Below are 19,748 nucleotides of genomic sequence, written 5' to 3'. Positions count from 1 at the left end.
TCGCCGTCCTGCCGACCGGCCGCAAAGATGCTTAATAGCAGAACCAAGGAACTCATGCCGAGGTAAAAATTGCGTTAAGGCTTTGCCAATGCGGGATCCACATTGGCGTTTTGCGCCGGCGAGTCAACGGTTCGCGTCGATTGCACCTTGGGCGCGGGGTCGAAATCCCAGTCGAACCACTTGCCCTTCACCCGGTCATAATTAACCATGGGATCGTACAGCGCGCCCGCTTCCAGATTGAGGTCGTCCGCTTCGGCATGTCCCATGGCGGCCAGCAGGCTGAAACCCGCGACATAGGCGTTGCGCCGCGCCGTCACGAGTTGAACCTTGGCATTCACCGCTTCCTGTTCGGCGTTCAATATGTCGAGGATGGTGCGGCTGCCGACCGAATTTTCCGCCCGCACGCCTTCCAGCGACAGATTGGCGGCATCGACCGCCTTCTGGTTGGACTGGATGCTCTCCAGCGAAGCCTGCCAGCTGGCATAGGCGGAACGCGCCTGCGCGATCACGCCGCGTTCGACTTCGATCTCCTTCTCCATCGCCTGCGACTCGAGCGCCTGGTTGCGCCGCACCTGCGCCGCCGGCCGCCCGCCCTGGTAGAGGGGAATGTTGAGCTGAACGCCCGCCGCCGCCTGCTTGTTGATCTGCGATCCGTTGACGCTGCCGGTCAGCGTGTCGAGATAATTGGTGTATCCGCCCTGGGTGAAGGCAGTGACCGTCGGCAGGACCGTACCCTTGGCCGCGCGTACGTCGAAACCCTGTGCTTCCCGCAGCTTTTGCGCGGCGAGAATGTCGGGATTGTCCTTCAGCGCCACCTGCACGGCGGTATCCACCGTCGCGGGCAGGCCCGGCAAGGGCGGCGGCGGCTCCAGATTGTCCGGCGCCTCGCCCACCAGCGCGATGTAATTTTCGCGGCTCGTGATCAGATTGGCTTCGGCATTCTGCAAATCGGACCGGGCGAGCGCGAGCCGCGACTCGGACTGCGCGACATCAGTGCGGGTCACGTCGCCGACCTCGAACCGGTCGCTCGTCGCCTGGAGATTGACGTCCAGCGCATTCACATTGGCCTGATTGAGCGCCACGACCGCGCCATTGCGGATGACGTCCATATAAGCGGCGACGACCTGCGAAAAGACGCTGGCTTCCGTGCCGCGCAAATCGGCCTGTCCCGCCGCGACCCGCGTTTTGGCGGCCTTTATGCCGTTCCGCACGCTGCCGCCGGTATAGATCGGCACGGTGAGCTGGGCCGTGGCATCGACGGTCCGCTGGGGCGAGGTGAAGCTGATCGTCGGCTTCAAGATGCTTTCGGTATAGGTGCCCGTGGCGTTCAGCGCGGGCCGTCCGGCCGCCTTTTGCAGCGGCACGGTTTCATCCGTCGCCCGCTGGCCCGCGCGCGCGCCGGTCAGCGTGGGATTGGACCGATAGGCCTTGGCGAGCGCGCCCTGCAACGTTTCCGCTTCAGCCGCGCTCCCCATGGCGGAGGCGAGCAACAAAACCGATAGCGCGCAGCGCCGAACACCCTGATGTCGTGCCGTCATGTCCCCCCCAAGCCGTTCCTCTAGAACACAAATCGCTCCGGCGCGGCAAAGCCCGGAAGCACCACCATCTCCAGATCGGCAAGGCTGGCAAGCCCCAAGGCGCCGACCACCGCCCGGCCGCTGCACAAACGTGTGACGCCGCGCTCGACAATACCCGTCACCACGCGCGCGCCATCGGCCAGCTGCCCGACGAGAGCGGCGGGAACTTCCTCCACCGCGCCTTCGATGAACAGCACGTCATAGGGCGCGCCGGCCGCCGCGCCGGCGTTCAGCGGACCGCGCACGACGGTGACGCCCGCGACCGGAATTTCCGGCCCGCCCTCTTCCTCGACCGCCGTTACCTTCGCCCCCATCGCGACCAGCAAGGCAGCGCTGTAGCCGGTGGCGGCGCCGATCAGCAACACCTTGTCGCCCGGTGCGATCTGCGCTTCCTTCAGCAGACGCCCGGTGATCAGCGGCGGATTGAGCGAGCGGCCGTTATCCAGCGGAATCGGACGGTCGACATAGGCCATCGCCCGACGCCCGGCCGGCACGAAATCCTCGCGCGCGACATGCGCCATCGCCGCGATCACGCGCTGATCGTCCACATCGCTGGTGCGAAGCTGGCTTTCGACCATGGCGGTCCGCATCGATGAAAAATTCTGCTCGGTCACGACAATTCCCCGATTGGCACAACTGTATTGGGAAGACAATACAGTAAAGAGATTATCGGACCTCTAAATCAGCGGGCAGCCCACGCCAAGCGGCTTTGCGCGCCTGACGTCCAGAATCTTGCCGAAAACCGACAGACAATAACACAGCCCCGCTTGACTTTGCGACAAAAGCCGCACATTTGCGGCCACCCACGCCGAGGCCCGATGGCGGAGTGGTGACGCAGCGGACTGCAAATCCGTGCACGCCGGTTCGATTCCGGCTCGGGCCTCCAACTCTTCGCCGGTCAGGCGATCAGGCGCCACCCCACCACCACCAGCACCGTCGCCAGCAGGGGCTGAAGCACGCGGTCCGATGCCCTGGCGGCCAGCAGCGAGCCGATCACGATGCCCGGCAACGACCCGGCCAGCAGGTTGACCAGCAGCATCGGATTGACGTTGCCGATCCACAAATGGCCCAGTCCCGCGACCAGGGTCAGCGGCACGGCATGGACGATGTCGGTCGCCACCAGCCGCTGCATCCGCATCCGCAGGGGATACAGCGCCAGCAGCAGCGTCGCCCCGATTGCCCCCGCGCCCACGGAGGTCAGCGTCACCATCGCGCCCAGCAGCGCGCCGGCCAGCACGGTCAGCGCAGGCTGCCAGCGGGTGAACCGATCCGCGGTGCCGACGCGGCGCGCCAGCGCCCAGGCATGGAAACGGCCACGCAGCAGCGTCGCGACCGCCGTGGCGATCAGTACGAAGCCGAGGGCGGACGTGATGACGCCGGTCTTGATCTGGCCGACATGCATTTGCGACAGGCAGGCGAGCACGATCAGCGCGGCCGGAATGCTGCCGATCATCAGCCGTTTCACCACCTGATAGTCCGGCCCGCCGTCAGTGCCGCCATGATGATGGTGCACCGCGCCGCCCACCGCCTTGGTGATCGAAGCGAACCACAGGTCCGTGCCGACCGCCGTGGTGGGCGCGACGCCGAACAGCAGGATCAATATGGGCGCCATCAGCGACCCGCCCCCTACCCCGGTCATGCCGACCATTACGCCGACGAACAAGCCCGCGACCGCGTGCAACCAATCCATATGAAGTCCCAAGCTTGTTATGTGAGTTATTTGGTAGACATTTACGGCCCAAATCCCCGAACAGCCAGCCCCCTTATGGATTGGAAATTTTTCGCCACCGAAAACAAATGCTGTCCGCTTTTTCGTCGCCGGCTTTTTCTCGACACCGCTTCCTCCGCCCGTCTAAAGACAGGGACATGATGAAGCTGTTCATTGGCAACAAGGCCTATTCGAGCTGGTCCCTGCGCGGCTGGCTGGCGTGCAAGCTGTCCGGCCTGCCGTTCGAGGAAGTCGTCGTCCCCCTCTATGACGAAGCGTGGGAAAAGCGGCGCGAGGGCGACGAATTCGCGCCGTCCTCGGGCAAGGTGCCGATTCTCTGGGATGGCGACGACATTGTCGTGTGGGACAGCCTGGCCATCGTCGAATATCTCAATGAGAAGTCAGGCGGCGACAAATTCTGGCCCGTCGACACCGCCGCCCGCGCCATGGCGCGGTCGATGGCGGCGGAAATGCATTCGAGCTTCGCCGCGCTGCGCCGCGAGCACAGCATGAATATCCGTCAGATCTATGCACCTGTTCCGCCTTCAGAGGCCGTCGCGCAGGACATTGGCCGGATCATGCAGCTCTGGGCGCAGGCCCGCGCGCGCTATGGCGGCGAGGGCGATTTCCTGTTCGGGGAATTCAGCGCGGTCGACGTCATGTTCGCGCCGGTCGTCACCCGTTTCATCACCTATCAACTGCCCGTCGCGCGCTTCGCCGAAGCGTATATGCGTGCCGTCATCAACCATCCCTGGATGCAGGAATGGATCGGCGGCGCCCAGGCGGAGGAATGGGTGATCGATCGGTTCGAGGGACCACCACAGTCGGTGTAGGACGGCAAGCGACCAGAATTGGACGCTTATACCTCTTGATCGATGCCCGCATAGCCGACACAAGGCGGCAGGCAGTTGACGCGGGGAAACATGAAGGCTGCATTCTGGCGGTTCGCGCATTCGCGCTATCAAGGGCGTAAGCCCATGCTTCTCACAGACCTTGCGGCATTTGTCTGGTTCGGATTTTTCGCATTGGTCTACGGCGGCGCGCTCATTGCAGGCTGGTTGCCATCAATAATCGAAGCTATCGTTGGCATCTTACTTATCGGCGTCCCGCTCTCAGTAGGCATACTTCATCGCCGCATTCGAATCGAGGCAGCGAAAGCCCCTGATGCCCTCTATCGAAAACGGATTGAGACAAGCCGCTAACGACGCTTTTCGTCATCCCAGCGAAGGCTGGGATCTCGGGAGATAGCGCGCGACATGGCCTGAGACCCCAGCGTGCGCTGAGGTGACGATGAGGGCCTAGGCGTGACGGAGGGGCGGGCGTCTCCCACCCACCCAAGCCAGCCACGAAAAAGGGCCGAAGGCACTCGGCCCCGGCCCTTTTTCGTGTCGCTCTCGCGGACTGGATCAGCCGACGATTTCGTCCGCCTTGAAGAAATAGGCGATCTCGATCGCGGCATTTTCCTCGCTGTCCGAACCGTGGACCGAATTGGCTTCGATCGATTCGGCGTAATCCTTGCGGATGGTGCCTTCATCGGCATTGGCCGGGTTGGTGGCGCCCATGATGTCGCGGTTGCGCTTCACGGCGTCTTCGCCTTCCAGGACCTGCACGACCACCGGGCCGGAGATCATGAACGCGACCAGATCGGCGAAGAAGGGGCGCTCCTTGTGCACGGCGTAGAAGCCTTCGGCCTGCTCGCGGCTCATGCGGATGCGCTTGGAAGCGACGACCCGCAGGCCCGCTTCTTCCAGCTTCTTGGTCACGGCGCCCGTCAGGTTGCGACGGGTCGCGTCGGGCTTGATGATCGAAAAGGTACGGGTCACGGCCATGAGGCTCAAAAGCTCCGAATTGTTTGGGATAAGATGGCGCGCCCTTTAGACCGGGCCGTTGCCTATCGCAAGAGGGGCGTGGTTTACGGTCCCTGAACCCATTTGCGGCCTTCCTGCCGCCAGAAACGCGGCGTCACGCCCTCGCGTTTGGAAAGATCGCGCCAACTTGCCCGCGCGCCTTCAATGGTTTGCGCGTCGAAGAAATAAAAGGCGCGCTCGAAATCCAGCGCTTCCTCGCGCCAGAGGCCGTCCGCCAATGCGATATGCCGTGCCCCATTGGCGGCGACGCAATCCGACGCGAGCAGCACCGGCTGCACCGACTCGGCCCCCTCGCCGGCTTTGCCATGGGCCAGGAAACTCTCCGGCGGTCCCGCCCAGAGGCCGGCGGAAATCCGCTCCAGCTGCCCCGCTTCCTGCGCCACCACCAGCAACCGCGCGCCCATGTCCAGAATGCGGCCCGCAATGGCGGGCAGCACCTGTTCCACCGGATCACGGCTCAACTGATAGAAATCGACCTGCATCGGCTTTCCGACATCAACCCTCGAACTTATCCGCCACATAGCGGTCGAGCAGCCGCACGCCATAGCCGGTCGCGCCCTTGTCCCAGGTCGCGCCGGGCTTGTCCGCCCACACCATCCCGGCAATGTCGAGATGGGCCCATTTCACGCCCTCGTCGACGAAGCGCTTGATGAACTGCGCCGCCGTGATCGACCCGCCATAGCGCGGCCCGATATTCTTCATGTCGGCAATCGGGCTGTCGATCAGCTTGTTATAGGCGTCGCCCAGCGGGAAGCGCCAAAGCTGGTCGCCCGCCGCCTTGCCCGCCGCGATCAGGTCGTCGGCCAGGCCATCGTCATTGGCGAAGATGCCCGCATATTCATGACCCAGCGAGATAATCATCGCCCCGGTCAGCGTGGCGAGATCGACGATCACCTCCGGCGCATAGGTTTTCTGCGCCCAGGTGATGACGTCGCACAGAACCAGACGGCCTTCGGCGTCGGTGTTCAGCACCTCGATGGTCTGTCCCGACATGGAGGTCACGATGTCGCCCGGCCGCTGGGCATTGCCATCCGGCATATTCTCGACCAGCCCGCAAATGCCGACGACGCGCGCCTTCGCCTTGCGCCCGGCCAGCGCCTTCATCGCACCCGCGACCGCGCCAGCGCCGCCCATGTCCCACTTCATGTCTTCCATGCCGGCGCCGGGCTTCAGCGAGATGCCGCCGGTGTCGAAGGTCACGCCCTTGCCGACGAAGACCAGCGGCTTTTCGGTCGTGCCGCCGGTTCCGTCCCATTCCATCGCCAACAGCCGGGGTTCGCGCACCGACCCCTGCGCCACGCCGAGCAGCGAACCCATGCCGAGTTCGGTCATCGCCGCCTTGTCGAGCACGGTGATCTTGACGCCCAGTTCCTCCAGATGGCGGCAGCGTTCGACGAAGCTCTCAGGGTAGAGGATGTTCGCCGGCTCCGACACCAGTTCGCGGGTAAAGGCCACGCCCGCCGCGACGGCTGCCTGCTGTTCCCAGGCGGCTTCGGCATCGGCCGAAACCAGCGTGATCTTCTGAAGCGTCGGCTTCGCCTTGTCCGGCTGGCGCGTGCGATAGCTGTCGATCCGCCAGCCGCGCAGCGACGCGCCGAAGGCCAGTTGCGCCGCCTGTTCGCCGCTCGCGCCGCCGAAGAACTCGACGGCCGCATGGGTCGCGCCGCTGGTCGCCAGCCGCGCTGTCAGTGCGCCGCCAGCCCGCTCATAATCCGCCGCGCTGCCCGCCCCGGTGCCCACCAGCACCACGCGCAGCACCTTGCCGCCCTCGTCCACGAAGCTTTCGAAGCTCGACCCCGCCTCGCCAGTGAAACGCGCCGCCGACGCGCCCGCGGCCAGCACCGGCGCCGCGCTCAGGGGCAGGGCGTCGAAACCGCCCTTGGGCACCGCAAAGGCCAATGTGTCGGCTTCGGGACGGATCGGGCTGAACGCGATTTCCATCAAAGGTCCTTTATTTTCTGCAAGGCGTTATGTGTCTGGTGCCCAGATAGTGCGGCTTACCCTGTCTGGCAAAGCCGTTCGACTGATTTTCGGGCAAAAGTCTTGGCTCAGACGATTGCAGCGCGGACAAAGCAATGCGATAGGCGGGAAACAAAGCGCCCCGTCAAAGAGGCCCCGTTCCTTTGCAGAATATCCCTTTCCCCTTGCGTTTCAAACAGGCCCTGGCCGCCGGCGTCGCCTTTCCGTGCCTGGCGATCGTCCCCCATGCCGCCGCCCAGCAGCTCAATGAGCCACAGACGGCGATCAGCGCGCCCGACGCTCCGGCGCCCGAAAGCGACGAGCAGATCGGCTTTGCCGCCGACGCGCTGGAATATGACAGCGACAATGAAATCGTGACCGCCAGCGGCAACGTGCAGTTGCTCCGCCAGGGCAACCGGCTGCGCGCCGACAAGGTGGTCTGGAACCGCAACAGCGGGAAGGTAGAGGCGACCGGCAATGTGTCCGTCACCGATCCTGAAGGCAATATCGCCTATGGCGACCGTTTCGACGTCACCGACACGCTGCAGGACGGCGCGGTCGAGAATATGCTGCTGGTGCTGCAATCGGGCGGACGCCTCGCCGCGGTCGGCGGCAAGCGGGTGAACGGCGTCTATACGCTGCACAAGGCCGTCTATACCGGCTGCAAGGTCGAAGATCATAATGGCTGCCCGAAGGAGCCGACATGGCAGATCAAGGCCGTCAAGGTCGTCTACGATCCCGTGAAGGCCCGCGTCAAATATACCAATGCCAGCGTCGAACTGTTCGGCCTGCCGCTGATCCCGCTGCCCGGTTTTTCCCATCCGGTGGGCGATAATGGCGGCAGCGGCCTGCTGGTCCCGAACCTGCGCTACGACCGCAATAACGGGTTCGAGGTCGCGCTGCCCTATTATCTGAAGCTCGCGCCCAATCGCGACGTGACCATCACGCCCCATGTCTACACCAACGTCCTGCCGATGCTGGAGACCAATTACCGGCATTTATGGGATCGCGGCGCCTATCAGATCACGGGATACGCGACTTATGGCAGCCGCCTCGCCACCAGCGATGCCGCGTCGACGACGCCGGCGGGATCGGAGAAGGACTTTCGCGGCCATCTGGACGCCAGCGGCGCGCTGCAACTGACGCCCGAATGGAGCATCAACGGATCGATTCGCCTGGCGACCGACCGCACCTTCCTGCGCCGCTACGACATCAGCAATGACGATCGGCTGCGCTCCACCCTCAATGCGCAACGCATCGGCCAGAACAGCTATTTCTCCATCGCAGGCTGGGCGGTGCAGACGTTGCGCACCGGCGATTCGCAGGGACAGCAGCCGATCGCGTTGCCCGTCATCGACTATCGCCTGCGGATGCAGGACCCGTGGCTGGGCGGCGTGGCCCAGCTTCAGCTCAACAGCCTCGCCCTCACTCGCACCCATGGGCAGGACACGCAGCGCGCCTTCGCGGCCTTCGAATGGAATCTGCGCAAGTTGACCGCCATGGGGCAGGAAGTGACCTTCACCACCTATTTGCGCGGCGACGTCTATCACAGCAGCGACAATCTGCTGAGCAGCGTGACCAGCTATGCCGGCGATCCGGGCTGGAAGGCGCGCGGCATCGCGGCCGCGGCCATCGATGTGCGCTGGCCCTTCATGGGCGAGGCGTTCGGCGGCATCCAGCGCATCGCCCCGCGCGTCCAGATCGTCGCGGCGCCGAAGATCGCCAACCTGTCCGTCCCCAATGAGGACGCCCGCGCCATCGATCTGGAGGACAGCAACCTCTTCGCGCTCAACCGCTTTTCCGGCTATGACCGGTTCGAGGATTCGAGCCGCGTCACCTATGGCCTGGAATATAGCCTGTCGCTCCCCGACTTCTCGCTGGAAAGCGTGATCGGGCAAAGCTACCGCCTCAACGCCCGCGAAAGCATCCTGCCCGACGGCACCGGCCTGTCGGACCGTCTGTCCGACATCGTCGGCCGCACCACCGTCCGCTACAAGGATTTCATCAGCTTCACCCACCGTTTCCGGCTGGACAAGGACAGTCTGGCCGTCCGCCGCAATGAGATCGACGCGACGGTCGGCAGCAAGAAAACCTACGCGATGGTCGGCTATCTGCGGCTCAATCGCAATGCGAACCTCAGCCTGGAGGATTTGCAGGACCGCGAGGAACTGCGTCTGGGCGGCCGTGTCCAGTTCGCGCGCTTCTGGTCGGTGTTCGGATCGACCGTCATCGACCTGACCGACGCGAAGGAAGATCCGCTGAGCGTCGCGGACGGTTATCAGCCGGTCCGCCATCGCCTGGGCATCGCCTATGAGGACGACTGCCTGACGCTCGGCCTGACCTGGCGGCGCGATTATCAGGTGCTGGGTGACGCACGAAAGGGCAACAGCTTCCAGCTTCGGCTGGCTTTTCGCAATATTGGCATATAAGGATCAGCCTTCCCGTTTCCTGCTCAGGGCCGGTTAAGGCGGATCGGCGCATCTCGCGTCGAACCGATTGGAGAGTTTTGTCGACGATGCAGCCTGTCGTTTTCCCGATTTCCCGCATTGGCAGCACGGCCGCCAAGGGCCTGCGCACCCTGCTTCTGTCCTCCGCCCTGCTCGCGTCGGGGGTGCATGGCGTCGCCGCGCAGACGGTCAATGACGATGACACCGTCGCCGCGCAGCAACTCCACTTGCCCAAGGACGTGACCGTCTTCGGCAAGAGCGATCCCAATGTCCGCAAGGCAACCGCCATCGTCAACGGCCGCATCATCACCGGCACCGATGTCGACCAGCGCCTCGCCCTCATCATCACCGCCAATGGCGGCAAGGTGTCGGACGAGGAAAAGGAACGGCTGCGGGTCCAGGTGCTGCGCAACCTGATCGACGAGACGCTCCAGATCCAGGAAGCCGCCGCCAACGACATCAAGGTCGACAAGGCCGAGATCGAACAGAGCTATGAGCGGGTCGCGGCCAATTTCCGCCAGTCCCCTGGCCAGTTCGACCAATATCTGCGCCAGCAGGGGTCGTCCGCCGCCAGCATCAAGCGCCAGATCGAGGGCGAGCTGGCCTGGAGCCGCCTGCTCCGCCGCAACATCCAGCCCTTCGTCAACGTGTCGGAGGATGAGGTGAAGGCGGTCGTGGATCGCATGAACGCGGCGAAGGGCAGCGACGAGTTTCGCATCGGCGAAATCTATCTGTCGGCCACGCCGGAAAATCAGCAGCAGATCATCGCCAACGCGCGCAACATCATCGAACAGATCAAGCAGGGCGGCAGTTTCGCGGCCTATGCGCGGCAATTTTCCGAAGCGTCCACCGCGGCGGTCGGCGGCGATCTGGGCTGGGTCCGTCCCGCCCAGCTTCCCGACGAACTGGCCCATGCGGCGGCCGAGATGCAGGTCGGCCAGATCGCCGGTCCGATCAGCGTGTCCGGCGGCGTGTCGCTGATCTACGTCATGGACAAGCGCAAAGTGCTAACCGCCGACCCGCGCGACGCGCTGCTCAGCCTCAAGCAGCTGTCCGTCAGCTTCCCCGCCGGCACCACCAAGGAACAGGCGAGCGCGAAGGCCGCCACCTTCGCCGCCCAGACCAAGGCGATCAAGGGTTGCGGCCAAGCCAATGAACTGGGCGCGAAAATGGGCGCCGACGTGGTCGACAATGACAATGTGAAGCTGCGCGACCTGCCGCCGCAGTTGCAGGACATCCTGATCAACCTCCAGGTGGGTGAGGCAACGCCGCCCTTCGGCTCGATCAACGACGGCGTGCGCGTGCTTGTCGTCTGCGGCCGTGACGAAGCCAGCTCCGCCGCCGCGCCCAATGCCGAACAGATCATGGCGCAAATGGAGGAAGAACGGGTCAACAAGCGTGCGCGCATCTATCTGCGCGATCTCCGCCGCGATGCCGTCATCGACTATAACTGATCCGGTGGACCCTCATGCGATGGGGCCGCCCTTCGCCGTGTCGCTCGGCGATCCGGCAGGTATAGGCCCGGAAATCGTCGCCAAAAGCTGGGTCATGCGCGAGGCGCGCGGCCTGCCGCCCTTTTTCGCGGTGGGTGACGCGGCGACGCTGCGCGCAGTCTGGCTCGGCCCGGTCGAGACGGTCAGTTCCCCCGAAGAAGCCGCCACGGTGTTCGACCGCGCCCTGCCCTGCCTGCAAGTCGCCGATGCCGGGGAGGTCGTTCCCGGCACGCCCAGCATCGATGGCGCGCGCGCGGCCTTTCAGGCGCTGGAGGCGGCGGTCGGCCTCGCCCGCAGCGGCTCCGCGGCGGGGATCGTCACCGCGCCGGTGGGAAAGGAGCAACTGTACGGCGTCGGCTTCACCCATCCGGGGCAAACCGAATTCATCGCCGAACGCTGCGGCGTCGCACAGCATAACGCGGTGATGATGCTGGCCGGCCCTTCACTCAAGGTCGTGCCGATCACCATCCATATCCCGCTGGCCGACGTACCCTCGGTCCTGACCGTCGACCTGATCCGCGCCCGCGCCATCACTGCGGCCAAGGGGCTTCAGCGCAATTTCGGCATCGGCCGCCCGCGTCTGGTCGTGGCCGGCCTCAACCCCCATGCCGGCGAAGGCGGCGCACTGGGCCGGGAGGAGATCGACATCATCCAGCCCGCCGTCGAGTCGCTTCAGGCCGAGGGGTACGACATCACCGGCCCGCTCGCCGCCGACACGCTGTTTCATGCGCGCGCGCGTGAAACCTATGACGCCGCGCTCTGCATGTATCACGATCAGGCGCTGATCCCGATCAAGACACTGAATTTCGATGAAGGCGTCAATATCACGCTGGGCCTTCCCATCGTGCGGACCTCGCCCGACCATGGCACGGCCTTCGGCATTGCCGGCAAGGACAGCGCCAATCCCGGCGCGATGATGGCCGCGATGAAGATGGCCGCAGAGGCCGCCCGTGCCCGCATGACCCATGGCTGCTGAAACCCGCCCCAAACTCCCGCCGCTTCGAGACGTCATCGCCGCCCACGGGCTTCAGGCGAGCAAGGCGCTCGGGCAGAATTTCCTGCTCGACGAGCAGTTGCTCGACCGGATCGCCGCCATCCCCGGCGCCCTGAGGGACCAGCCCGCCTTCGAAGTCGGCCCCGGCCCCGGCGGCCTGACCCGCGCGATCCTGCGGGCAGGCGCGAAGCTGGTGGCGGTCGAGCGCGACCATCGCTGCCTCCCCGCTCTGGCCGAGCTGTCGGAAGCCTTTCCCGGCCAGCTCCGCGTCATGTCCGGCGACGCCATGCAGGTCGACGCCCGCGCCGAAGCGGGTGAAGGCGCGCATATCATCGCCAACCTGCCCTATAATGTCGGCACCGCCTTGCTCGTCGGCTGGCTCTCGACGGACTGGACGCCGCTCCCCTGGTGGTCGACGCTGACCCTCATGTTCCAGATGGAAGTCGCCGAACGGATCGTCGCCAAGCCCGGCGGCGATCATTATGGGCGGCTGGCCGTGCTCGCCCAATGGCGCAGCGACGCCCGCATCGCGATGAAGGTGCACCGCAGCGCTTTTACGCCTCCGCCCAAGGTCATGTCGGCGGTCGTCCACATCACACCAAAGCCCGCGCCCGAAAACGTGCCGTTGAAGCATCTCGAACGCCTCACCGCCGCCGCCTTCGGCCAGCGCCGCAAGATGCTGCGCCAGAGCCTCAAGGGCCTACCCGGTGCACTGGACGCGCTGGACACGGTGGGCATCGACCCGCAACGCCGCGCCGAAACCGTCAGCGTGGACGAATTTGTCGAAGTCGCGCGCATTCTGGGCCAATCCTGATCTATAGAAGTCGCATGATCGCAAAATTCGCCCTTGCAACTCTTGGCCTCGCGCTCCTCCCCGCGACCGCCCAGGCGCAATTGCGTGATTTCTGCCCCGAACGGCCCGGCCTCGACACCCCACCCTGCATCGTGGACAAGGGGCATTTCCAGATCGAAATGGGGCTTGCCGACTGGACCCGCGATCGAAGCGCTGGCCAATCCACCACGACAGTGTCGCTGGGCGACACCGAATTGCGCTACGGGTTGGACGACAGCACGGAAATCCGGGCGAACTGGACCGCCTATACCCGGCAACGCGAACATGACAGGGTCGGCGGCGAACGCAGCCAATTTTCAGGCGTCGGCGATCTCGGTTTCAGCATCAAGCACGCGCTGCTCAACCCCGACGGCAGCGGCTTTTCCCTTGCCATCGCCCCCGGCATCACCTTGCCGACGGGTAGCCATGGCATCGGCGACGGCACCTGGAGCGCATCCTTCCTGCTTCCCGCCAGCTATGCGCTTTCCGACAGCCTCAGCTTGATCGCCACGCCTGAAATCGACGCTGCGGCGGACGGCGACGGCGATGGCCGCCACCTTGCCTATGGCAGCGCAGCGGGCCTGTCCGCCGACCTCGGTCCCAGGATCAATGCCTCGGTGGAAATGCAGATTATCCGCGACCGCGATCCGGGCGGCGCCTCAACGCAAGCACTCAGTTCCGTGTCGCTGGCGTTCCAGCCCGGTTCTTCGCTGGCGCTGGATGCCGGTGCCAATTTCGGCCTCAACCACGCCACACCCGACGCGGAAGTCTATATCGGCATTTCCCGCCGCTTTTAGAGCATCGTGCGAAAAAATGGGCGAGCCGGAGGCACGTGACTCCGAGCTCGGGTTTTTCGTAAAAAACGATGCGCCAACAAAGGAGGTGAGCAAGCGGCCTGCGCCGGGTTTAACGCAGCGCACCCAAGAGCGGCGCTGTCACAGAAACCCGCAAAATCAAGGGGTTTCGGTGGTTGCCGCCTTAGGCGCCGGCACCACATCCTTGGCACTCAACACCGTTGCAGGCGGGCCTTTCTCAATCGCCGCAGCCAGTTGCCCGACCGCCGCACAGTTGGCCTTGCACAAGCTCCGCGCCTGCGCCAGATTTTCCTTGGCCTTGGCGATCGCGCCCTTTTCGACCATGGCCTCACCCTGCCCGACCAGCGCCGTCACGTCATTGGGCTCCAGCGTCAGCGCCTCGCGATAGAGGCGAATCGCCTTGCCTTGCAAACCCTGCGCCCGCGCCACTTCAGCAAGCTCGATATAGGCCATGCGGTTGCGCGGATCGACCGCCAGCGCACTTTCCAGCGCGTCGGTCGCGGCGGGATATTGGCCCGCCTTGCGCGCTGCTTCACCGGCCTTCTGCCATTCGACCGACAGCGGCGAAATCTGCGAATCCGGTCGCTGCGACAATCCTGCGCTGGAAACGGTGGTCAGCAGGACGGCCAAGGCGATCGAAGCGGGGGTAAAACGCATGCACAACTCCAGCCATGTTTCAGGCATTGATTCCGGCTCAAATCCAGGGGGGCGAGTGTCGCGATTTTGCGCTCGCTTGTCCATCGACTCTTTCAGGCGACCCGACGCAGGCGCGCGAAATAGAAGCCATCGGTGCCGTCATGGCCGGGGGTCAGCAGCAGCCCGTCGCCATGGGCGCGGCCCATCGGCGCCTCGATCCGTTCGACGGTCCATCCGTCATGCCGTGCCAGAAATGCCCGCACCTGATCCCGCCCCTCCCGGTCCGTCAGCGCGCAAGTAGCATAGACCAATGCGCCGCCCGGCGCCAGCAAGGGTGCCGCGAAATCGAGAATCCGAGCCTGTTCCGCCACCAGTCGATCGAGCCGCGCGGGGGTCAGCCGCCAGCGCGCCTCCGGGTTGCGCCGCCATGTCCCGGTGCCCGAACAGGGCGCATCGACCAGCACGACATCGGCGCGGCCGGCCAGGCTCTCCAGCGCCCTTGTCTCATGCCCCTGATCGAGCAACAGCGTCTCGATGAAGGTCGCGCCCGCCCGCTCGGCCCGTGGATCGAGCCGCGCCAGCCGCGACCGGATGGTGTCCGCCGCGATCACCCTGCCCTTACCCGCCATCGCCGCCGCCAGCGCCAGCGTCTTGCCGCCCGCCCCGGCGCAGAGATCGATGACGGTCATGCCCGGCGCGACCAGGCACGCCGCGGAGATCAGCTGACTCCCTGCATCCTGGACCTCGACCAGCCCCTGTTTCCAGGGTTCGCTCTGTTCGACCGGCGCCCCTTCCGGCAGGCGCAGCGCATCGGGCAGACCCGGCAGTCGCACGGCATCGGCGTAAGCCGGAGCCACCTCGTCCGGCTCGGCCTTCAGGCGATTGACGCGCAGATCGACCGGCGCACGGCCCAGCAGCGCCTCCCGCTCCACCGGCGCGGCCAACAGCGGCTCGATCCAGCCGGGCACGACTCCGGCCGGCGCGCCCGTCTCACCCTCGTCGATCGCTTCAGGCCCATGCGCCGATCCATCGAACAGCGCGGATAGTTCCGCCCGCTCGCGCGCCAGCCCGATCATCGCCGCGCGCCCGCTCTCTGGTCTTTCGGCGGCGCGGCGCACCGCATCATAGACATGGTCGCGCACCGCCCGTCGGTCGCGCGACCCGGCATAACGCCGTTCCTTGAAATAGCGCGCGATCAGCGTGTCCGCTGCCGGGCCGCCATCCCGCGCCGAAGCGATGATGGCGTCTAGCAATTCGATGGCGGCCTGCACCCGCGCGGCTGGCGTCACGATATGGCGCCCTTAGCGCGTCGGATAATTGGGCGCTTCGCGGGTGATCGTCACGTCATGCACATGGCTTTCCGAAAGCCCCGCATTGGTGATCTGGACGAAGCGGGCGCGTTCCTGAAGATCCTTGATCGTGCGGCTGCCGGTATAGCCCATCGCCGCCTTCACCCCGCCGACCAGCTGGTGGATGACGTCCTTGGCCGGTCCCTTGAACGGCACCTGACCCTCAATGCCTTCGGGCACCAGCTTCATCTGGTCCTTGATGTCCGCTTGGAAATAGCGGTCCGCCGAGCCGCGCGCCATGGCGCCGACGCTGCCCATGCCGCGATAGCTCTTATAGGCGCGGCCCTGATAGAGGAAGGTTTCGCCCGGCGCTTCCGCCGTGCCCGCCAGCAGCGACCCGACCATGACGCAGCCCGCGCCTGCCGCCAGCGCCTTGGCCACGTCGCCGGAGGTGCGCAGGCCGCCATCGGCGATCACCGGCACGCCCTGCCTGGCGGCTTCCTCCGCCGAATCCATGACGGCGGTGAGCTGCGGCACGCCGACGCCCGCCACCACGCGGGTGGTACAGATCGACCCCGGCCCGATGCCGACCTTCACGCAGTCCGCGCCCGCGTCGATCAGCGCCTTGGTGGCTTCGGCGGTGGCGACATTGCCCGCGACCACCTGAACATGGTTGGACAGCTTCTTCACCGCCTCCACCGCGACGGCGACCTGCTTGCTGTGGCCGTGCGCGGTGTCGATGACGATTAGGTCGCATTCCGCGTCGATCAGCGCCTTGCTGCGTTCCAGCCCCTTGTCGCCCACCGTGCTCGCGGCGGCGACGCGCAGGCGGCCCGACGCGTCCTTGGTCGCCTGCGGATAGGTGACCGCCTTTTCGATATCCTTGACGGTGATGAGGCCGACGCAGTGATAGCTGTCGTCCACCACCAGCAGCTTTTCGATCCGGCGCTGGTGCAGCAGGCGCATCGCTTCATCCTGACCGACGCCCGCCTTCACCGTGGCGAGATTGTCCTTCGTCATCAGCTCGCTGACCGGCTGCGCCGGATTTTCGGCAAAGCGCACGTCGCGGTTCGTCACGATGCCGACCAGCTTGCCCGAGGACTCCACCACCGGAATGCCGCTGATCTTGTGACGCTGCATCAGCATCTGCGCATCGGCCAGGGTGGCGGTGGGCAGGATGGTGATGGGATTGACGACCATGCCGCTTTCGAAGCGCTTGACCGCGCGCACGGCGTCCGCCTGTTCCTCCACCGACAGGTTGCGATGCAGCACGCCGATGCCGCCCAACTGCGCCATGACGATCGCCATGTCAGCCTCGGTCACCGTGTCCATGGCGGACGACAGGATCGGGATGTTGAGCTTGATCGCCTTCGTCACATGGGTGCTGGTGTCTGCCTGGCTGGGCAGCACATCGGATTCGCCGGGCTGCAACAGCACGTCGTCGAAGGTGAGGCCGAGGCGGATATCCATGTGAAAGCCACTTTCTACTGCGCGGGCCGGAGGCAGGCCGCTGGGGGATTCGTGGCGGCCCATGTAACCATTAAGCAGGAAAACGACCAGTCCCTTGCAGTCATTTTATTGCGTGCGGTGCAAAGTGCCGCCGCGACGGCAGGAAGAAACGCGCTTTAACCGGCGCTCTTATGGCTGGCGACTGCCGCCCTCGTCGCGTGCCAAACGATCGAGCCAGGCCTGCGCCTGCTTGGGTTCGCCGACGGCGTGCGCGCTGACCGGGCCGCGAGCCGCGAGAAATTGCTGCTGCAATTCAAACGGATCCATCATCAACTGTTCGCGCATATCGTCGATCGCTTCGCCGATTTCCGCCAGTTGCGCGATGACGGGCGCAATCGCGGCGCGGGTCGCACGATTCCCATTATGGTCGAAAAGTCCCCATTTACCCGAAGCCGTGACCCGCAGCGCCTCCAGCAATAGGTCGCGATATTCCGCTTCCAGTTCCAGACGGCGGACATCCAAACGTTCAAGGCGATCAGCTTTAGCCATGCGGCGCCATTATCGCAGCATGACCGCCTTCGCAATCGCAGCCAGCCTGGATGGCCGGCGGCGGAATCAAAAAAGGGCGCCACCTTCCGGCAGCGCCCCTTTTTTCAAAACCATCCGCCCAATCAGGCCCCGGCAGGCGTCGGGTCGCCAAACGGCCCCTTTCGCCGCCGCGTCTTGGGGATTGAGGACCCCACCGCAGGAATGACCGAAGGCTTGATCGTCGTGCCGTCGTCGCGGGTGATCTCGCCCTTGTCGAGCAGCGTCTTGATCTCCTCGCCGCTCAGCGTCTCATATTCGAGCATCGCGTTGGCGAGCAGGTGCAATTGATCCTCATGACCCTTCAGGATTTCCTGAGCACGGTCATAACCCTGCTCCACCAGTCCGCGAATTTCCTTATCGATCAGCTTCGCCGTCTCATCCGACATATGGACGCGCTGGCTCTGCGAATAGCCGAGGAAGGTCTCTCCCTGCTGCTCTTCATATTGCAGCGGCCCCAGCTTGTCCGACATGCCCCACTGGGTCACCATGTCCCGCGCCAGCTTGGTCGCGTACTGGATATCGCCCGAAGCACCCGACGACACCTTGTCATAACCGAAGATGATCTCCTCGGCGACGCGCCCGCCCATGGCGACGGCCATGTTCGCGTGCATCTTGTCGCGGTGGTAGCTGTAGCTGTCCCGCTCCGGCAGGCGCATCACCATGCCCAGCGCGCGGCCGCGCGGGATGATCGTCGCCTTGTGGATCGGATCGGAGGCCGGCTCATGGACCGCGACGATGGCGTGACCCGCCTCATGATAGGCGGTCATCTTCTTTTCATCGTCGGTCATGACCATGGAGCGGCGCTCGCTGCCCATCATCACCTTGTCCTTGGCCGCCTCGAACTCATCCATCGCGACCAGACGCTTGCCCCGCCGCGCCGCCATCAGCGCCGCTTCATTGACAAGGTTCGCAAGATCGGCACCCGAGAAACCGGGCGTACCCCGCGCGATGGTGCGCGGATTAACGTCCGGCGCCAACGGCACCTTCTTCATGTGCACGGCCAGAATCTTCTCACGGCCTTCAATGTCGGGGCGCGGCACCACGACCTGACGGTCGAAGCGGCCCGGACGCAGCAAAGCGGGGTCCAGCACGTCGGGGCGGTTGGTCGCCGCGACGATGATGATGCCCTCATTGGCCTCGAAACCGTCCATCTCGACCAGAAGCTGGTTCAGCGTCTGCTCGCGCTCGTCATTGCCGTTGCCCAGACCCGCGCCACGATGACGGCCGACCGCGTCGATTTCGTCGATGAAGACGATGCAGGGCGCGTTCTTCTTCGCCTGCTCGAACATGTCGCGCACGCGGCTCGCGCCGACGCCGACAAACATCTCGACGAAATCCGAACCCGAAATGGTAAAGAAGGGCACGCCAGCCTCACCCGCAATGGCGCGGGCGAGCAGGGTCTTGCCCGTCCCCGGCGAACCGACCAGCAACGCGCCCTTGGGGATCTTGCCGCCGAGCCGCGCAAATTTGGTGGGGTCCTTCAAAAATTCGACGATTTCCTGAAGCTCTTCACGAGCCTCATCGATGCCCGCGACATCGTCGAAGGTCACCTTGCCATGCTTTTCGGTCAGCAGCTTGGCCTTGGACTTGCCGAAGCCCATCGCACCGCCCGCGCCGCCACCCTTCTGCATCTGACGCAGCACGAAGAAGGCAATGCCGAGGATCAGCAGGAACGGCAGCGACTGGTAGATCAGGATCATCCAGAAGCTCGGCTGCTCCTCCGCCTGGCCGGAATATTTGACATTATAGTCGTCCAGCAGGCCGGTCAGGCCCGGATCGTTCACGGGCACGGTGCTGAACTTCTGCCCGCTCGACAGCGTGCCGGAAATCCGGTCGGTGGCGATGGCGACGTCCTTGACCTGCCCTTCCTGCACCTTGGCGCGGAATTCCGAATAGGCAATGCCGGTCCCTGCGCTCGACGCCGTGCGGCTGTCGAACATCGAGACGAAGAGGAGCAGGGCGACAATGACCCCTGCCCAAATCATCGCACTCTTGATCCAGGGATTACCCTGCGGGTCTTTCTCGTCGTTCATTCACCACTCTCTTTCACCCGGCAAGATAGGATGCCGCAGCAAAATCGCAAGCACAGCGCT

General features: G+C 64.8%; 18 protein-coding genes and 1 tRNA gene. 8 read left to right on the top strand and 11 right to left on the bottom strand.

Features of this window, described 5'->3' with window-relative positions; translation table 11 throughout:
• Positions 1 to 74: 74 nt before the first annotated feature.
• Both F7P65_RS05605 and F7P65_RS05600 read right to left on the bottom strand, forming a co-directional pair.
• Entirely contained in the window at positions 75 to 1,538 is a 1,464-nt protein-coding gene (locus F7P65_RS05605) for a TolC family outer membrane protein (protein WP_150290774.1), read from the bottom strand.
• 20 nt (positions 1,539 to 1,558) lie between these two features.
• Positions 1,559 to 2,191 carry a protein-L-isoaspartate O-methyltransferase family protein gene (locus F7P65_RS05600; RefSeq protein WP_150290773.1) on the bottom strand — a complete coding sequence of 211 codons (633 nt, stop codon included), beginning with the start codon at positions 2,189 to 2,191 and terminating at the stop codon, positions 1,559 to 1,561.
• Between the two features lie 198 nt (positions 2,192 to 2,389).
• On the opposite strand from F7P65_RS05600, the gene F7P65_RS05595 reads away from it, so the two are divergent.
• Positions 2,390 to 2,463 (top strand) — tRNA-Cys (locus tag F7P65_RS05595).
• A gap of 12 nt (positions 2,464 to 2,475) precedes the next feature.
• Here the strand turns inward: F7P65_RS05595 and F7P65_RS05590 are convergent.
• Positions 2,476 to 3,267 carry a sulfite exporter TauE/SafE family protein gene (locus tag F7P65_RS05590; protein ID WP_150290772.1) on the bottom strand — a complete coding sequence of 264 codons (792 nt, stop codon included), beginning with the start codon at positions 3,265 to 3,267 and terminating at the stop codon, positions 2,476 to 2,478.
• 176 nt (positions 3,268 to 3,443) lie between these two features.
• Here F7P65_RS05590 and F7P65_RS05585 point away from each other — a divergent pair, with 176 nt between their 5' ends.
• Together F7P65_RS05585 and F7P65_RS05580 are read left to right on the top strand one after the other, a co-directional pair.
• Positions 3,444 to 4,118 carry a glutathione S-transferase family protein gene (locus tag F7P65_RS05585; RefSeq protein WP_205451934.1) on the top strand — a complete coding sequence of 225 codons (675 nt, stop codon included), beginning with the start codon at positions 3,444 to 3,446 and terminating at the stop codon, positions 4,116 to 4,118.
• A gap of 90 nt (positions 4,119 to 4,208) precedes the next feature.
• Positions 4,209 to 4,487: a hypothetical protein gene (locus F7P65_RS05580; RefSeq protein ID WP_150290771.1), complete on the top strand. Its 279-nt coding sequence runs from the start codon at positions 4,209 to 4,211 to the stop codon at positions 4,485 to 4,487.
• Positions 4,488 to 4,691: 204 nt separating this feature from the next.
• Here the strand turns inward: F7P65_RS05580 and ndk are convergent, their stop codons facing one another.
• The 3 genes from ndk to F7P65_RS05565 all read right to left on the bottom strand — a co-directional run bounded on the left by ndk (position 4,692) and on the right by F7P65_RS05565 (position 7,094).
• A complete protein-coding gene (gene ndk, locus F7P65_RS05575) occupies positions 4,692 to 5,114 on the bottom strand; it encodes a nucleoside-diphosphate kinase (RefSeq protein ID WP_046766171.1) in 423 nt (140 codons plus the stop codon).
• Between the two features lie 83 nt (positions 5,115 to 5,197).
• On the bottom strand, positions 5,198 to 5,635 hold the full coding sequence (locus tag F7P65_RS05570; protein WP_150290770.1) for a DNA polymerase III subunit chi: 438 nt from the start codon (positions 5,633 to 5,635) through the stop codon (positions 5,198 to 5,200).
• A gap of 13 nt (positions 5,636 to 5,648) precedes the next feature.
• On the bottom strand, positions 5,649 to 7,094 hold the full coding sequence (locus tag F7P65_RS05565) for a leucyl aminopeptidase (RefSeq protein WP_150290769.1): 1,446 nt from the start codon (positions 7,092 to 7,094) through the stop codon (positions 5,649 to 5,651).
• A gap of 182 nt (positions 7,095 to 7,276) precedes the next feature.
• Here F7P65_RS05565 and F7P65_RS05560 point away from each other — a divergent pair, with 182 nt between their 5' ends.
• The 5 genes from F7P65_RS05560 to F7P65_RS05540 all read left to right on the top strand — a co-directional run bounded on the left by F7P65_RS05560 (position 7,277) and on the right by F7P65_RS05540 (position 13,675).
• Complete coding sequence (locus tag F7P65_RS05560) at positions 7,277 to 9,541, top strand: LPS-assembly protein LptD (RefSeq protein ID WP_150290768.1); 2,265 nt, start codon at positions 7,277 to 7,279, stop codon at positions 9,539 to 9,541.
• An 86-nt stretch (positions 9,542 to 9,627) separates the two neighbouring features.
• Positions 9,628 to 11,013 (top strand): peptidylprolyl isomerase, encoded by a 1,386-nt coding sequence (locus F7P65_RS05555; protein WP_150290767.1) that lies wholly within the window; start codon positions 9,628 to 9,630, stop codon positions 11,011 to 11,013.
• Entirely contained in the window at positions 10,991 to 12,028 is a 1,038-nt protein-coding gene (gene pdxA, locus F7P65_RS05550; RefSeq protein ID WP_150290838.1) for a 4-hydroxythreonine-4-phosphate dehydrogenase PdxA, read from the top strand. The genes F7P65_RS05555 and pdxA overlap by 23 nt, the downstream gene beginning before the upstream one ends.
• Positions 12,018 to 12,860, top strand: coding sequence for a 16S rRNA (adenine(1518)-N(6)/adenine(1519)-N(6))-dimethyltransferase RsmA (gene rsmA, locus F7P65_RS05545; RefSeq protein ID WP_150290766.1), 843 nt, complete (start codon positions 12,018 to 12,020; stop codon positions 12,858 to 12,860). The genes pdxA and rsmA overlap by 11 nt, the downstream gene beginning before the upstream one ends.
• Positions 12,861 to 12,874: 14 nt before the next feature.
• Entirely contained in the window at positions 12,875 to 13,675 is an 801-nt protein-coding gene (locus tag F7P65_RS05540) for a transporter (protein ID WP_150290765.1), read from the top strand.
• A 156-nt stretch (positions 13,676 to 13,831) separates the two neighbouring features.
• Here the strand turns inward: F7P65_RS05540 and F7P65_RS05535 are convergent, their stop codons facing one another.
• The 5 genes from F7P65_RS05535 to ftsH form a co-directional block, all read right to left on the bottom strand.
• A complete protein-coding gene (locus tag F7P65_RS05535; protein ID WP_150290764.1) occupies positions 13,832 to 14,350 on the bottom strand; it encodes a tetratricopeptide repeat protein in 519 nt (172 codons plus the stop codon).
• Between the two features lie 92 nt (positions 14,351 to 14,442).
• Positions 14,443 to 15,618: an RsmB/NOP family class I SAM-dependent RNA methyltransferase gene (locus tag F7P65_RS05530; protein ID WP_150290763.1), complete on the bottom strand. Its 1,176-nt coding sequence runs from the start codon at positions 15,616 to 15,618 to the stop codon at positions 14,443 to 14,445.
• Positions 15,619 to 15,630: 12 nt separating this feature from the next.
• Positions 15,631 to 17,088 (bottom strand): IMP dehydrogenase, encoded by a 1,458-nt coding sequence (gene guaB / locus F7P65_RS05525; protein WP_150290762.1) that lies wholly within the window; start codon positions 17,086 to 17,088, stop codon positions 15,631 to 15,633.
• Positions 17,089 to 17,256: 168 nt separating this feature from the next.
• Entirely contained in the window at positions 17,257 to 17,616 is a 360-nt protein-coding gene (locus F7P65_RS05520) for a hypothetical protein (protein ID WP_150290761.1), read from the bottom strand.
• 122 nt (positions 17,617 to 17,738) lie between these two features.
• Positions 17,739 to 19,688, bottom strand: a complete 1,950-nt coding sequence (gene ftsH / locus F7P65_RS05515; protein WP_150290760.1) for an ATP-dependent zinc metalloprotease FtsH — start codon at positions 19,686 to 19,688, stop codon at positions 17,739 to 17,741.
• Between the last annotated feature and the right edge of the window lie 60 nt (positions 19,689 to 19,748).

The organism is Sphingobium estronivorans, from assembly GCF_008692605.1.
Taxonomy (GTDB): Bacteria; Pseudomonadota; Alphaproteobacteria; order Sphingomonadales; family Sphingomonadaceae; genus Sphingobium; species Sphingobium estronivorans.
The sequence above is the reverse complement of the archived record's forward strand: the minus strand, read 5'-3'. Positions and strand labels throughout refer to the sequence as shown.